At 73.3% G+C, this 15,424-nt stretch carries 11 protein-coding genes; 5 read left to right on the forward strand and 6 right to left on the reverse strand.

Going from position 1 to position 15,424, the window contains the following annotated elements; all coding sequences use genetic code 11:
* Positions 1–212 precede the first annotated feature (212 nt).
* Both C503_RS0128015 and C503_RS41160 read left to right on the forward strand, forming a co-directional pair.
* Positions 213–902 carry a DsbA family oxidoreductase gene (locus C503_RS0128015; protein ID WP_018685538.1) on the forward strand — a complete coding sequence of 230 codons (690 nt, stop codon included), beginning with the start codon at positions 213–215 and terminating at the stop codon, positions 900–902.
* 285 nt (positions 903–1,187) lie between these two features.
* Positions 1,188–3,998 (forward strand): ATP-binding protein, encoded by a 2,811-nt coding sequence (locus tag C503_RS41160; RefSeq protein ID WP_018685539.1) that lies wholly within the window; start codon positions 1,188–1,190, stop codon positions 3,996–3,998.
* Positions 3,999–4,063: 65 nt separating this feature from the next.
* On the opposite strand, the gene C503_RS0128025 is transcribed toward C503_RS41160, so the two are convergent.
* Together C503_RS0128025 and C503_RS41165 are read right to left on the reverse strand one after the other, a co-directional pair.
* Positions 4,064–4,681: a malonic semialdehyde reductase gene (locus C503_RS0128025; protein ID WP_018685540.1), complete on the reverse strand. Its 618-nt coding sequence runs from the start codon at positions 4,679–4,681 to the stop codon at positions 4,064–4,066.
* A 69-nt stretch (positions 4,682–4,750) separates the two neighbouring features.
* Positions 4,751–6,190, reverse strand: coding sequence for an MFS transporter (locus tag C503_RS41165; protein ID WP_063710851.1), 1,440 nt, complete (start codon positions 6,188–6,190; stop codon positions 4,751–4,753).
* A 259-nt stretch (positions 6,191–6,449) separates the two neighbouring features.
* Between C503_RS41165 and C503_RS46980 the strand changes: the two genes are divergently transcribed.
* Positions 6,450–7,016, forward strand: coding sequence for a cupin domain-containing protein (locus C503_RS46980; protein WP_018685542.1), 567 nt, complete (start codon positions 6,450–6,452; stop codon positions 7,014–7,016).
* Positions 7,017–7,106: 90 nt separating this feature from the next.
* On the opposite strand, the gene C503_RS0128040 is transcribed toward C503_RS46980, so the two are convergent.
* From C503_RS0128040 to C503_RS0128055, 4 genes are read right to left on the reverse strand one after another with little or no spacing between them, the layout of a single operon-like run.
* Positions 7,107–8,270 (reverse strand): 3-deoxy-7-phosphoheptulonate synthase, encoded by a 1,164-nt coding sequence (locus C503_RS0128040; RefSeq protein WP_018685543.1) that lies wholly within the window; start codon positions 8,268–8,270, stop codon positions 7,107–7,109.
* Positions 8,267–9,367, reverse strand: coding sequence for a hypothetical protein (locus tag C503_RS0128045; RefSeq protein WP_156893576.1), 1,101 nt, complete (start codon positions 9,365–9,367; stop codon positions 8,267–8,269). The genes C503_RS0128040 and C503_RS0128045 overlap by 4 nt, the downstream gene beginning before the upstream one ends.
* A complete protein-coding gene (locus C503_RS0128050) occupies positions 9,364–11,250 on the reverse strand; it encodes a phenazine-specific anthranilate synthase component I (protein ID WP_018685545.1) in 1,887 nt (628 codons plus the stop codon). Before C503_RS0128050 ends, C503_RS0128045 begins: the two co-directional genes overlap by 4 nt.
* Positions 11,251–11,277: 27 nt before the next feature.
* Positions 11,278–12,885 (reverse strand): FAD-dependent monooxygenase, encoded by a 1,608-nt coding sequence (locus C503_RS0128055; RefSeq protein WP_245572603.1) that lies wholly within the window; start codon positions 12,883–12,885, stop codon positions 11,278–11,280.
* 395 nt (positions 12,886–13,280) lie between these two features.
* Here C503_RS0128055 and C503_RS41175 point away from each other — a divergent pair, with 395 nt between their 5' ends.
* Positions 13,281–14,579 (forward strand): aspartate kinase, encoded by a 1,299-nt coding sequence (locus C503_RS41175; RefSeq protein ID WP_018685547.1) that lies wholly within the window; start codon positions 13,281–13,283, stop codon positions 14,577–14,579.
* A 12-nt stretch (positions 14,580–14,591) separates the two neighbouring features.
* Positions 14,592–15,404 carry a 2-amino-3,7-dideoxy-D-threo-hept-6-ulosonate synthase gene (locus tag C503_RS0128070; RefSeq protein WP_018685548.1) on the forward strand — a complete coding sequence of 271 codons (813 nt, stop codon included), beginning with the start codon at positions 14,592–14,594 and terminating at the stop codon, positions 15,402–15,404.
* The last annotated feature ends 20 nt before the right edge of the window (positions 15,405–15,424 follow it).

Consider the following 15,424-nt stretch of genomic DNA (forward strand, 5'->3'; position numbering starts at 1 on the left):
GCGGGATCGCGCCGGTCTCTTCCCACCCGATCCCAGGAGGCCCCCAGGGCCGAGTGGGATCGGGTGGGAAGAGACCGGCTGAAGGCGATCCCGCCGCGAGGCGAAGCCGAGCCAACAAACACAGCAGGCCAATACATCCCGCAAAGACGTGATGCGTCCCCCGCGAGACGGGGAGATCATGGGACCAGAGCCCAGGACACTAGGAGAGCACCTTGAGTTCGGACGAGACCGTCAACCCAGCCGCCCGCACGGTCACCGTGTGGTCCGACCTGGGCTGCCCCTGGGCCACCCTCGCCCTGCACACCCTCCGCACCGTCGCCACCGAGCGCGCCGAGACGGTACTGATCGACCACCGCGTGTTCCCGTTGGAGCTGTTCAACGAGATGCCCACCCCCAAGCACATCCTGGACGCGGAGATCGTCACCATCGCCGGGCACCGCCCGGAGGTGGGCTGGCGGCTGTGGGCGGCGGCCGAGTCGACGTACCCGGTCACCATGCTGCCCGCGATGGAGGCCGTGCAGGCGGCGAAGTCGGCCGAGGTGGGTGGGCTGGTGGCGAGTGACGAGCTGGATGCCGCGCTGCGCAAGGCTTTCTACACCGACCAGCGTTGTGTGAGCATCCCGTCGGTGATCCTGGACGTCGCGAAGGAATGCCCCTCGGTGAACTCCGAGGCGCTGGCCGAGGCGATCGCGCGTGGCGCGGGCCGGGCCGAGGTGTACCGGGACTGGAGGATCGCCCAGGGGCCCTCGGTGCAGGGCAGCCCGCACCTGTTCGCCGCCAACGGGTACGCCGAGCACAACCCGGGTGTCGTATACCACTGGACGAATCGTCCGCCGCTCGGTTTCCCCCGGCTGGACGACTATGACCCGGCCTGGGCGCACAAACTGATCGATTCGCTCTGATCGGAATTCCCGCCATTCCCCCGATGGTCGGGAATACCTCCCAGGGGCGGACGATCCCACCCCCGCGTCGGGTGTCCCAGCGAAACTCCCTGTGCCTGCGCGGGAAACGGACCCCGGGCGCGCGGTTCTCACCCCCCGTGAACCGCGCGCCGGGGGTATTTCCGGCTATCCGGGTGCGACACTGGTGCGGCGCCGATAGGCTGCCCCGGCTCGTTGGTCACGGTTCGATAACTCGGGTCCAGGCGGGCGCACGCAGGCCCGACATTGGTACAGGGGGGTGGCCACGTGGGACCGAACTCGACACCGCTGGTCGGTCGGGGTGCCGAACGCGCCGAGCTGAGCCGGGTGCTCGCCGCCGCGGCCGACGGGACCGGGGCCTGTGTGGTGCTGGAGGGCCCCGCGGGCATCGGCAAGAGCAGGCTGCTCGCGGCCGCCTGCGCGGAGGCCGCGGCGCTGGGCATGGCGGTGGCCGCGGGCCGGGCGACCGAACTGGACAACGTCGCCCCGCTCACCGCGCTGTTGACCGCGCTCAAGAGCAGCGACCCGCCCGTGTTGGCCGACATCGCCCAGTTGGGTGACCCGGCGGCGGGCCGGTTCTGGTTGGTTGACCGGCTCGACGAGCTGGTGCAGAAGTACGTCACCGGCCGCGCGCTGCTGATCGTCGTGGACGACATGCAATGGGCCGACGAGCTGACCGCGCTGGCGCTGCGGCTGCTGGTGCCGTCGCTGTCGAGCTCGCCGGTCGTCTGGTTGTTGGCCCGACGTCCGATGCCCGCCCGCACCACCGGACAGGACGTGGTGCACCGACTGATCGAGTCGGGGTGCTCGCGCGTCGTCCTCGGTCCATTGGACGACGGCGCGGTGGCCGACATCTGCGCCCACGTCCTGGGTGCCCGTCCCGACCCGACGGTGCTCGCGCTCGCGGGTCGCAGCGGCGGCAACCCGTTCCTGATCGAGGAGGTGCTGGTGTCCCTGCGCGACCGCGGCCAGATCCTGGTCAGCGGCGACACCGCCACCGCGGTCGTGCGGGACCTGCCGCCCAGCTTCCTCACCTCGGTGGAGTACCGGCTGCGCGGCCTTGGCGAGGACGTGCGCAGGCTGCTGGAGGCCGGGAGTGTCCTGGGTAGACCGTTCACCGTGCACGAGGCCGCGCGGCTGCTCGGTCGCCGTCCCATCGACCTGGTGACCGCCACCGACGAGGCGATCCGGCTGGACGTGCTGGTCGACTGCGGCACCGATCTGGCGTTCCGGCACGACCTGATCCGCGAGGCGGTCTACAACAACCTGCCCGGTCCGGTCCGCCAGGTGCTGCACCGCGAGGCGGCGGCGGTGCTGGAGGCCGAGGGCCGCTCGCCGATGGAGATCGCCGAGCACCTGGTGCGGTGTGGACCGCGCGGCAACCGGCAGGCGGTCACGGTCGTGCAGCAGGCGGTGGCCAGGGTGGCGCCGACCGCGCCCGGCACGGCGGCCGACCTGATCACCCGCACGCTCGGCCTGCTCGACACCGACGACGTGACCCGGCCCGGCCTGGTCGCCGACGCGGTCCGGCTGCTGGCCAACGTCGGCAGGCTCGCCGAGGCCCGCGACCTCGGCGAGACCGCGCTGCGCACCGGCATGGACTCGGCCACCGAGTCGGCGCTGCTGATGGGCCTGGCGGAGGCGTTGAAGCACGCCGGGCAGGACGCGGCCGTGGTCGAGTACACCGGCCGCGTGCTCGACATCCGCGGCACGCCCGCCGAGGTCCGCGCGCACGCCTACGCCACCCGCGCGCACGCCCTGGTCAACACCGGCGACGTGCGCGACGCCTCGCGCGCGGCCGCGGACGCCGTGGTCTGCGCGCGTACAGCCGAGGCGCATGCCGCGTTGGTGCACGCGACCGCCGCGCAGAGCATCATCGAGCTGGTGCGCGGGGATATCGGTGCCTCGGTCGAGCGCGCGCACGAGGCGGTGCAGACCGCGGACGAGGTCGGCGGCGAGGCCCGGCACCGCCACCCGCGGCTCTGGCTCGGCCACGCGCTCTCCGCCGCCGACCGGTTCACCGAGGCCGCCGCGGTGTACGAGGTGGGCCGCCGGGAGGCCGAACAGCTGGGCACCGCCTGGTCGCAGCCGCTCTGGCACTACTACCAGGCCGAGCTGTGGGCGGCGAAGGGCATGCTGGAGGACGCCAAGGCCGAGGCCGAGGCGGGGGTCCGGATCGCCGACCAGCTCACCGCGATGGCGCTGAGCGTGCCGCTGCTCGGCACCCTCGCGCACCTGGCGGTCCGCCGGGGCGACCTGGTCGCGGCGGGCGGCTACCTCGACCGCGCCCAGCGGCTCACCCTGGACGGCGTCGGCTCCCGGCTGGAGGACCTGTCCTGGCGGCTCGCGCTCTACCAGGACGCGGGCGGGCAGCCGCAGGCCGCGATGGAGACACTGTCCACTTTGTTCACCGCGCTGCCGGACCGGCTGCTGGTGCTGACCCAGGACCCGGGCGCGGGCCCGCAGCTGGTGCGGCTGGCCCTGCGCACCGGTGCCCGGGACAAGGCCGAGGTCGTGGCGGCCGCGTTGGCCGAGCTGGCCGAGGGCAACCAGGGCATCTCGTCGCTGGCGGGTGCCGCGGCGCATGCCAGGGGTCTGCTCCGGGGCGATCTGGACGCGTTGCGCGCGGCGGTCGCGGAGTACGAGGACAGCCCGCGGGTGCTGGCCCGTGCGCTGGCGGTGGAGGACGCGGGGCTGGCCGAACACGCGGCGGGGGACCGGAAGGCGGCGGTGTCGCTGCTGGAGGAGGCGGCCACGACCTACACCACCGCCACGGCCCGCTTCGACCTGGACCGGGTGCAGCGGTCGCTGGCCGAGCTGGGTGTCCGCCGCCGGTCGAAACCGGACGCGGCCCGCTCGGCGGGCAACAACGGGACACCGCTGACCCAGTCGGAGCTGCGGGTGGCGCACATGGTGGCCCGGGGCAAGACCAACCGGGAGGTCGCGGCCGAGCTGTTCCTGTCGCGACACACCGTGGACAGTCATCTGCGGCACATCTTCGCCAAGCTCGGGATGTCCAGCCGGGTCTCGTTGACCCGATGGGTGATGGAGCAGGATCCGCCGATAGCGCGTACCTGATCCGACTGGCACGAAAGAGAAATCGGCGGCGCGGGGTCGGTCCCCGCGCCGCCGATCCCGTCGGGTCACTCGGTGCTGAAGACCTCGTCGTACTCCAGCCGGGGCAGCCTGCCCCACCAGGCGTTCTCGCCCGGCCTGCCGATGTTCACCACGACCAGCGCGCGGTGCTTGCCACCCGGGAAGAACTCGGCGGCGACCTTCTCCGCGTCGAAGCCGGACATCGGCCCGGCCGCCAGGCCTGCCGCCCGGACGCCCAGGATGAAGTAGGCGACCTGCAGGGCGGTGTTCAGCGTCGCCGACTCGGCGCGCACCGTCGGGTCGCCGAAGAACGCGTCCTTCGCCTCGGGGAAGAACGGGAACTGGGTCGGCAGGTTCTCGTGGAAGTCGTCGTCCGCGGCGAGGACCGCCACCAGCGGCGCCGAGGCCGTCTTCTGCTTGTTGTTGTCCCACATGTGCTCGACCAGCCGGGCGCGGGCGCCCTCGGAGCGGATCAGCTTGACCCGCAGCGGCTGCTGGTTGAACGAGGTCGGCGCCCACTTGACCAGGTCGTAGATGGCCTGGACCTGCTCGTCGGTGACCGGTTCGTCGGTGAACGCGTTGGCCGTGCGCGCCTCGCGGAACAGGAGGTCCTGCGCGGAGCGTTCCAGCACCAGGTGCTCGGTGAGGTTCTCCAGGGTGGTCACGGTGTGTTCCTTTCGATTCTTCTTCTCTGGGAATCCGGGGGCGAACATGGCGTGTTCGCGTGATGTGGCTCAGTGGTGCGGCGCCGGGGGCTGCCAGGTGCGGCGCAGCCAGACGACGACCGGCACGGCCACCGCGGCGATGCCGACGGTCACCCACAGGGCCACCGCGTGCCCGCCGGACAGCGCCTCCGGCCGGGTCGCGCCGCCCGCGGCCAGCGCGCCGGTGCGGGTGTTCGCGACCGCGCCCAGCACCGCCACCCCGATCGCGCCGCCCACCTGCAGCGACGTGCTGACCAGGCCGGACGCCGCGCCCGCCACCTCGCCGCGCAGTCCGCTGGTGCACACCACGAAGGCGGCGACGATGGCCGCGCCGAGGCCGAAGCCCCACAGCACGCCGGGGACCACGAACGAGAGCACGATGCCGTCGGCCGGGTCGAGCACGGCCGCCCACAGCGCCAGTGCCAGCGCCTGCAGCACCAGGCCTGCGGCCAGCGCGTCGACCGGGTTGAGCCTGCCGAAGGCGCGGATGGTGACCTGCGAGCCAAGGAACAGCGCGACGCTGACCGGGATGATCGCGAACGCCGCCTGCAGCGGGCTCAGCTCCCTGGCCAGCTGCACGTTCAGCGTGGCCACCAGGAAGGTGCCGAACATCAGCGCGCCGACGGCGGTGTTGGCCAGGTTGCCCAGCACCACGTTGCGCAGCCGGAACAGCATCCGGGGCATGAGCGGCGACCTCGCCCGCAGCTGTCGCGCCACGAACGCGCCCAGCAGCACGACCGCGACGGCCAGGGCCAGCAGTGTCGAGGTGCTCGCGCCCTCGGTGCCGAAGCGCAGGACCGAGAACAGCAGCACGCACAGGCCGCCAACGCCCGCCGCCGCGCCGAGCACGTCGACCCCGCCGGTGGCGTGCGGCGCGCCGGTGGGCAGCGCCCGGACCCCGATGGCCAGCACGACCAGGATCACCGGCACGTTGATCAGGAACGTCCACTGCCAGCCGATCGAGGTCAGCAGCCCGCCGAACAGGGTGCCGGTGGCGCCCGCGACGCCGCCGATCCCGCCGAACATCCCCAGCGCCTTGTAGCGCGCCGGGCCCTCCGGGAAGATGTCGGTGACCAGCGCCATCGCCGCGGGCGAGATGATCGCCGCGCCAAGGCCCTGCGCGGCGCGCGCGGCCACCAGCTGCCACGGCTGGGTGGACAGCCCGCAGGCCAGCGACGCCAGCGCGAACAGCGCCAGCCCGGCCAGCAGCACCCGGCGGCGCCCGAGCAGGTCCGCGGCCCGGCCGCCGACCAGCATGAACCCGCCGAAGGCGAGCATGTAGGCGTCCATCACCCAGACCAGCCCGGCCGGGCTGAAGCCCATCTGGCGCTGGATGGACGGCAGTGCCACGTACACGATGCCCGCGTCCAGGACCACCATGAACTGGACCACCGCGAGCAGGCCGAACACCCGCCACGGACTGCGCGTGGTCGCGGCCGTGGCGGCCGGATCCACCTGGGTAGTACTCATCCAGCTGCTCCCTAACCGTCGGGGCCCGCACCGCGCGTCGTCCGGCGGTGGGGCTCGGTGTCGATGTCGATGTTTCCGGCGGTGCGGGGTCGGCCACATCCCGTGTTCAAGGGATCATCGGCGGCGGGCGCGCCGGTTCCGGCGGCGCGGCGGGCCGCGGGCGGGCGCGCAACATCCCGCAAAGCCGGGACGACGCGGCGGGGCCCGCCGGCCAAAGCTGGAGAGGTTCAGTCTTCCGATCTCTGCCGGAGGTGTCGCTGTGACCTTTACCGAGCCGACGACCTATACCGAGCCGACGACCTGTCCCGAGCCGACAAGTCCACCCGGGCAGTCCGAGGTCCTGCTGGTGCGCGCGGGTGAGGGCATCGCGCTGTGGGTGCCGGAGGAGCCCCCGGTCGACCTGGTCGACGGGGCGGGCCCGCAGATGTCGACCTACACGTTCGTGGCGACCGGGGACAACACCCGCGGGTCGCTGGCCGTGGTGGACACCGTGGTCCCCGCGCACAACGGGCCGCCGCCGCACCAGCACGCCGACGCCGACGAGTCGTTCTACGTGCTGGAGGGGCGGTTCGACGTGTGGGCGGGCGGCAAGCACTTCACCATCGGGCCGGGCGACTTCGTGTTCGTGCCGCGCGGCACCGAGCACATCTGGAAGAACGCGGGGGACACCACCGCGCGCATGATCCGCATCTACACGCCGGGCGGCATGGAGCGGTTCTTCATCGACATCGGTCGACCCGCGCAGCTCGGGGAGCCCGCGCCGCAGCTGACGGTGGCGGACGTGCGGCGGGCGGAGAAGGTCGCCGCCGAGCACTACGGCGGCTGAGCCCGGGACACCGAGGGGCCCGACCGAGTCGTTCGGTCGGGCCCCTCGGTGTCTCTGGGGGGTGTTTTTGCGGAATTGCCCCGGACTTGGTCAGAGGCAGCGGTCGATGAGCTCGATGCCCTGGGCCCGGGTCAATCGCGGGTCGCAGAGCGAGGTGTACCGGGTGGCCAGGTCGGCCTCGGACCCGACCGGGCCGCCGAGGCACTCGGTCACGTCATCGCCCGCGGTCTCCAGGTGCAGCCCGCCCGCGGGCACGCCCTGGCGCGCCAGCACCCGGTGGAACGCGGCGGCCTCCGCGACCAGGGCGTCGAGGTGCCGGGTCTTGACGCCTGTCGAGGTGGTGATCGTGTTGCCGTGCATGGGATCGCACAGCCACACCACCGGGTGCCCGGCCCGGCGCACCGCGGACACGATGCACGGCAGCGCGTCCTCGACCCGGTCCCGGCCCATGCGCGAGATCAGCACCAGGCGTCCCGGCTCGCGGTCGGGGTCGAGCAGCCCGCACAGCCGCACGACCTCCTCCGGCGGCGCGGTCGGTCCGACCTTGCACCCGACCGGGTTGCGCACGGACGCCAGCAGCCGCACGTGCGCGTGGTCGGGCTGCCGGGTGCGCTCGCCGATCCACGGCAGGTGCGTCGAGGCGAGGTAGGGGCCGGTGTCGCCGTCCCGCAGCAGGGCGGACTCGTAGTCGAGGACCAGTGCCTCGTGGCTCGACCAGGGTCCCCAGTGGCCGGTCCGACGCCGGTTCAGCACGTCCAGCACCCGGCCTGCCGCCTCGTAGGCCCAGAGCATGCGGCGCGGGTCGTGCTGGCGCGCCGCCCGGGTGGGCACCTCGGAGTTCACCAGGTGCCCGCGGAAGGACTGGATGGTCCGGTCCCCGTGTCGCTCCGTGGGCTTGGACCGGGGCTTGGCGAACTGGCCGCCCAACCGGCCGATCCGCAGCACCGGGACGTCCGTGCGCTCGTGCAGTCGATCGGCCAGGGCGTCGACCACGTCGAGTCGGGCGCCGACGTGCTCGGCGGTGCATTCGTAGAAGCTCTCGGCGCAATCGCCTGCCTGGATGACCCGAGCCTGACCCGTGGCCACCCGCGCCAATGCCTCACGCAATGCTTCGAGGTCGGCTGGGTCGATCAACGGGTCTGCTCGCTCCAGCGTTCGGCGCGCGTCGGCGTAGGCGGGATGGGCCCGCCACAGCGGTTGTTGCGCGGCGGGCGCGGCCGCCCAGGTGGCGGCGGTGGCCAGTGCTCCGCTCATCGGTCGAACTCCTCGTCGGGCACCCGCGCGAGAGCGGCGTGCACGTGGGTCGATTTGTGGCGCAACAGGACCGGCGCGCCCTCGATGTGTTCCAGGCCCGAGTGGAAGCCGCCGTGCTGGTGGTCGGCCAGTGCCACGAGTGCGGTCCTGGCGAGGACCGACACGCCGTGATCGGTGCCGCCGGTGGCGCGCAGGGCCGAGCATGCCTGCAGCAGGTCGATCGCGTCGGCGGTCCGCTGGGTGCGGTACGGGTGGTAGCCCGGTCCGGTGATCGCGGGCCGGTCCCAGAACCCGCCGTGCACCGGGTCGTGCAGGCGGGTGGCCGCGAACTCCAGCAGCGCCGACGCGGTGCCCAGGTGACCGCTGGTGCCCAGCAGCCGCCCGGCGTGCGCCAGGGCCAGCGCCACCCGGGCCAGCGGGCCGCACCGGGTCAGCGCCTCCGCCGCGAGCACGGTGCCGGGCGCCGGTCCGGCCATGGCCCGGCGCGCGGCCGCGGTGAGTTCGCGGGTGAGCGCGGGCAGCGGGTCGATGTCCACATCGGACTCGCCGAGCATGTCGGCGGTGGCCAGCGCGCGGATCGCCGCGACGGTGGCCTGCCGGGACGGGGTGGGCACGGCCGCGTCCCGCCAGTCCGCGGTGAGCGCGGTGGGGAACACGCCGTCGCGGGTGGTGCTCAGGCAGCGGTTGAGCAGGTCCACCGCGCGGGCGCGCAGCCGGTCGTCGTCCTGGCGGTGCGCGCGGACCAGCAGCGCCGTCGCGGCGTGCACCTGGTAGCGGGTGGTGCGCAGGCGCTGGGCGCCGTGCGGGGTCCAGCCGCGGTCGGTGACCTCCAGGAAGCCCGCGTGGCCGTGCCGGTCGGCCAGCGCGTCCAGGCCGGCGGCGGCGGTCGCCAACTCGGCGGTCAGCCCTGGGTGGGCGGCCACGGCCAGCACCGCGCTCGCCTGGTCGACCAGGCGGCGCTCGGTGCCCAGCGGGCGGGCGCCGGTGGGGTCGGTGGCGGCGTGCGCGCCGCCGCGGTCGGGGTCGAGCAGGTGGGTCACGAGGAAGTCCCGTGCCGCGCGCGGCGCCCGGGTCCTCGGTAAGGAAACTGCGGTCACGTCGTCCTCCGTCGTCCGCGGGTGGTCGTGCCGAGCGCGGTCCCCAGCAGGTCGCCGAGGATCGCCGGGCCGTCGCGGGTCAGCACCGACTCGGGGTGGAACTGCACCGAGGCGAACCCCGGGCCGCGCAGCGCGTGCACCTGCCCGGTCCGCTCGTCCCGGCTCACCGCCACCGGGCCGTCCCTGGTCGGGAACGCCGGGTCCGGGCACACAGCCGTGAAGCTGTTGTAGAAGCCGACGGACTCCCGTCGGCCGAACAGATCGATCTCGCGTTGCGTGCCCTGGTTGGGCACGGTTCTCCGACGCACCGACAGCCCCAACACCGAGGAGAGCACCTGGTGTCCCAGGCACACCGCGAGCATCGGGGTCCGGGCGATCAGCGCGTGACGCACGATCCGGCGCAGCGCGGCGATCTTCGGGTCCTGCCCGTCCCCGGGATCACCCGGGCCGGGGCCGACCACGACGAACCCGGCGTGGTCCAGGTCGCCCGGGTCGCGGTACGGCCGCACCTCGACCTCCGCGCCCAGCGCGGTCAGCTGGTGGGCCAGCATGGCGGTGAACGTGTCCTCCGCGTCCACGATCACCCCTCGCGTGCCGCGCAGCACGGGCGTGGTCGCGGTGTTCGTGAGCCAGAACCGCGCCAGTGTGGTGTTCCGCTCCGCCAACGCCGTCCGGACCTCGGGGCGCGCGCCCACCGGAGCCACCGCGTGGGCCGGTCGCGGGGCCAGCCCACCCCGGAACGCGGCCAGCAGCCCCTCCGCCTTGGCCGCCGTCTCCGCGGCCTCCGACTCCGGGCGCGAGCCGCGGACCAGGGTCGCGCCCAGGCCGATGCGCAGCCGCCCGCGGTCGATGTCGGCGGTGCGGATCAGGATCGCCGAGTCCAGCGTGCGCTCGCCGGTGGCGTCCCGGCCGATCAGCGCCGCGACCCCGCTGTAGTAGCCGCGGCCTGTCGGCTCGTGCCGGGCGATGACCCGACACGCGTTCTCCAACGGACTGCCGGTCACGGTCGGGGCGAACATGGTCTCCCGTAGGAGTTCCCGAACGTCTGCCGCGCACTTGCCCTCGATGAGGTACTCGGTGTGCGCCACCCGGGCCATCTCCTTCAGGTACGGCCCATGCGCGCGCCCGCCCTCGGGGCAGACCCGCGCCATCATCTTCAGTTCCTCGTCGACCACCATCGACAGCTCGTCCGCTTCCTTGCGGTCGGCCAGGAACTCCAACACCCCGTCCAGCTCCGGGCGCCCGCCCGGGTACCGGTAGGTCCCACTGATCGGGTTCATGACCGCCACCCCGGACTCCAGGCTGACATGCCGCTCCGGGCTCGCCCCCAGGAACATCCGAGACCCCAGCCGCACCAGGAACACCCAGTGCGCCCCGCTCTCGCCGCGGAGCAACCGGGCGAACACCGCGAGCGCGGCGGCGGGGGAGAAGTCCGGGAGCTCCGCGGTGAAATCCCGGCGGATCACGAAGTTCGCCCCCGCGCCCCGGCCGATCTCGTCGGCGAGCACTCCGCGCACGATGTCCGCGTAGGTCGGGTCATCCGTGGCGAACCCGGCGTTCGCCAGCTCGACCGGCATGTCCGGGATCAGTCGCAGCACGTCCGCGAGCCCGGCGCAGGACTGCTCGCGCACGCTCAGCGCCAGGATCGGCGCGCCGTCGTCGCGGCAGTCGAACCCGCGCTCGGTGATCTGCCGGAACGGGATCAGCGCGAGCAGCTCCTGCCGGGGCACCCCGCTCGCCGCGTCGTCGGCCAGCGGCAGGTCCGCCAGGAGATCCACAGTGGACTCCGTGCCGACCAGCACGTCCACCGTCTCGTGCCCGGCTCGGTACAACAGCGCGAACGCCGCGGGCGGGTCGGCCAGCAGCGCGCCAAGGTCCGTCATCGTCCTCCCCCTCCACCGGCGGCCGGGTCACCGGCCGCACACCAGCTCCAGCACCGCGTCCCAGTCGGCGGGCACACCCTCACCCCGCCACGCCACGTGCTGGTCCGGGCGGACCAGCACCAGCCCGTGCCCCCACACCGCGCGCACGTCCGGGTCGTCCACCACCAGGTGGTCCACCGGCACGCCCATCCCGGCGGCCCGCTTGGCCAGGTCCGCGCCCAGGTCGCGGCCGGTCAGGTCGACCAGCGTCAGCCCGGTCCCGAACCGGTCGAACAGCGCCGTCCCGTCCGGCAGCGGCACCGCGGGCGCGCGCCCGCCCGGCCAGGGTGTGGGCGTGATCCGGTCCCAGTGCCAGGCGGGCGCCGGGCCGTCCTCGTGCGCCACCACCGGCGAGCAGGCGTACCGGTATCCGAAGTGGACACCCGGGTTGTCCACCTGGGACGCCTCGCGGGCGAGCAGGCCGCCGAGCTGCTCGCGGGTCGCGCCGTCGGCGGCCAGCCGGGTGTAGCGGCGCCACACCTCCAGCAGGTCGGCCGACATCTCCCGGTTGAACAGCGCCACCGGGCGGCGCTCGGCCTCGTAGGAGTCCAGCAGCCGCGGCCCGCCCCAGCCGTTGACCACCGCGGCCAGCTTCCAGCCCAGGTCGACGCCGTCGGCGATGCCGGTGTTCGCGCCGTGCCCGCCGAACGGGTAGAACTGGTGCGCCGAGTCGCCTGCCAGGAACACCGACCCGCGCCGGTACCGGGCGGCCACCGCGAGCGCGCCGCGCCACTGCCCGACGCTGAGCACCTCGTCCACGGCGAAGTCCACGCCCAGCTTGTCCCGCACGACCGCCATCGGGTCGCCCGCGAACGGCTCGTCCTCGGGCACCTGGAACGACGCGGTCCACACCGCGCCCTCGTCCCGGGACACCAGGGTCAGGCCGCGGCTGCCGATCGTGACGAAGGCCCGGCCGTGTGCCCGGAGCACCGGGTCGGACGAGCGGAAGTACACCGAGCAGCGGCTGCTGCCCTGACCCGAGGACACCAGCGGGATGTCGAGGCAACCGCGCACCACGCTGCTCGCGCCGTCGCAGCCGACCAGGAACCGGGCCCGCAGCGTGTGCCGGGACGCGGTCTCCGCGCACAGCAGTGTGGCGGTGATGCCGCCGACGTCCTCGAACAGCCCGGTGAATGTCCAGCCCTCGCGCACCTCGACCAGCGGGTGCGCGCGGACCGCCCGGCGCAGTGTCTCCTCCAGTACCGTGCCCTGGATCCGCTGGTACACCTCGACCGGCGCGGACCCGTCGCGCACGCCCGCCGCCCGCGCGGCCAGCTCGCGCGGCGACGGGTACGACCAGACCGCGACCGGCGGCTCGGCCAGGCCGGTGGTCCAGTGGAAGTCGGCGCCGTGTCCGCCGTCCACCCCGCCCGCGCGGACTTGGTCGACCAGGCCGAACCGGCGCAGCAGCTCCATGCTGCGGCCGTTGATGAAGTCCATCTTCGGGAACACCGGCGGCGCCGTCGACCGGTCCACGACCACGCTGGGCACCCCGTGCCGGGCCAGCTCCAGCGCGACCACGCAGCCGACCGGACCGGCGCCGACCACCAGCACCCGGCCCCCGGCCGGGTTTCGCTCACGCGATTGTTCTCTCACCGGCAGGCTCCTCGTCCCCCGTCGGAATTCCGATGTGACGATCCTGCCGACCGTTGCCCGCGCCGGTATCACGCTTCCACGGGATCCTGTCCCGCGTTAATGCCCTACGCGGTTTCCCGGTGCCCGTGTTCTTTTACTCACGAGTCGTCCTCGAAATGCACGGCCGACCCGGGGAATCCGTCCGGTTGCTCCTTCCGGTCCGGGTTGGACGGTCGGTGGACCACCCGATGGTGTCACCCGATCGGCGCACGACGATCCGCCATCCGGCCTGGCGTGCGCAAGATGGCGTGAACGGGTGATGTCCCCCGTTCACCCGTCAAGCAGCCTTGCCGCATCGCTTCACGAGGCGGACTCCGGCTCGTCCGGATCAACCGATGATGGGGATGGGGCTTCGGATGGTCACCGACGTTCTGGTGCAGAAATACGGGGGCAGCTCGCTGTCCACACTCGACCGGGTGCGCGGGGTCGCCCGGCGGGTCGCCGCCGCGCACACCGGCGGCAGGCCCACCGTGGTCGTCGTCTCCGCCCGGGGCGACACCACGGACGCGCTGATCGGCGAGGCGGCCGCGCTCGGCACCGCCCCGGACGCCCGCGAGCTCGACCAGCTGCTGGCCACCGGCGAGTGCGCCAGCGCGGCGCTGCTGGCCATCGGCCTGCGCGGGCTCGGCGTCCCGGCGGTGTCGCTGACCGGCAGGCAGGCGGGAATCCGGGTCGCGGGCCGTCACGGCGCGGGCCGCATCGACGAGATAGACACCACCCGGCTCGAACGGGTCCTGGCAGGCGGCTCGGTCGCCGTGGTCGCCGGGTTCCAGGGCACCGTCGGCACCTACGGTGCCGACGACGTCGATGACGCCGATGACGTCGTCACGCTGGGTCGCGGTGGCTCGGACACCACGGCGGTCGCGCTGGCGGCCGCGATCGGCGCCCGCGACTGCGAGATCTACACCGATGTCGACGGTATCTACACCGCCGATCCGAGAATTGTGCCGACCGCGCGAAAAATTCCGTTCGTCCGCCCGGACGTGATGGCGGAAATGGCCTTCGCGGGTGCCCGGGTACTGCATTCCCGGTCGGTCGAGCTGGCCGCCATGGCGGGCGTGCCGGTGCACGTCCGCGCATCAGTCGGGGATCAATCGGGAACCATTGTCGCTCCACGGGGGAGTAATCCGATGCTGGAAACCACCGGTGCGGTAGTCGCCGTCACCCACGACACCGATGTCGCCCGCGTGCTGGTGCGGTCCCGCGGCGGGACCGACCTGGCCGCGGAGGTACTGGACATCCTGGCCCGGCACTGCGTGCCGGTGGACCTGGTGGCCAGGTCCGGGCCGGACGAGGACGAGTTCCGGATGGGCTTCACCATCCGGCGCAGCGACGTGCCCGAGGTGCGCGCCGCCCTGGAGGCCGCGGCGGGGGCGCACGGCGGCCAGGTGCGGGTGGACACCGCCGTGGGCAAGGTGTCGCTGATCGGGATGGGGCTGCTCAACCGCCCCGAGTACGTGGCCAGGATGGCCGCCGCGCTGGCCCGCGCGGGCATCGCGACCAGCTGGGTGTCCACCTCCCAGCTGCGTGCCTCGGTGACCGTGCACGAGGGGAACGTGGCCGACTCGGTGGTGCTGCTGCACCGGGAGTTCGGCCTGGAACAGACCGAGTCCGCCGAGCCGGTGGCCGACCTGGCCATGTCGGCGGGCAGTTGAGGGGGGATCCGCATGTCCGTCAACCATTTCGCCCGCGAATTAAGGCTGCGCAGGCTCTACCGGCACGGTGGCCAGGGGCTGCTGGTGGTGCCGCTGGACCACTCGATCAGTGATGGCCCGCTGCGCGGCACCGGCGCGCTGGACGCGCTCGTCGGCGGTCTCGCGGGCACCGGCGTGGACGCGATCGTGCTGCACAAGGGCAGCGTCCGACACGTCCGGCACACCCGTTTCACCGCCATGTCGCTGATCATCCACCTCAGCGCGAGCACCGTGCACGCGCCGGACCCGGACGCGAAGTACCTGGTCAGCGGTGTGGACGAGGCGCTGCGGATGGGCGCGGACGCGGTCAGCGTGCACGTCAACCTCGGCTCGGCCGACGAGCGCGGGCAGATCCGCGACCTGGCCTCGGTGGCCGAGGTGTGCGACCGCTGGAACGTGCCGCTGCTGGCCATGATGTACCCGCGCGGCCCGCGCATCGCCAACCCGCGCGATCCGGAGCTGGTCGCGCACGCCGCCACGTTGGCCGCCGACCTGGGCGCCGACATCGTCAAGACCCCGTTCGTCGGCACCGCGGCGGAGATGGCCGACGTGGTGGCCAGCTGCCCGATCCCGCTGATCGTGGCGGGCGGCGCGCGGATGGCCACCGACGCCGAGGTGCTGGCCTACGTGGACGAGGCGATGCGCGGCGGGGCCAGCGGGGTGGCCATGGGCCGCAACATCTTCGAGGCCGCCGACCCGGGCGGGCTGGCCCGCCGGATCGCCCGGCTGGTGCACTCCGCGGCCGAGCGCGGTCGGCTCGAACCGGTCGTCACCACGGCCAGCTGAACTTCGGCGAACCGTTTTCC

Origin of the sequence: Actinokineospora enzanensis DSM 44649 (assembly GCF_000374445.1) — a bacterium.
GTDB lineage: Bacteria > Actinomycetota > Actinomycetes > Mycobacteriales > Pseudonocardiaceae > Actinokineospora > Actinokineospora enzanensis.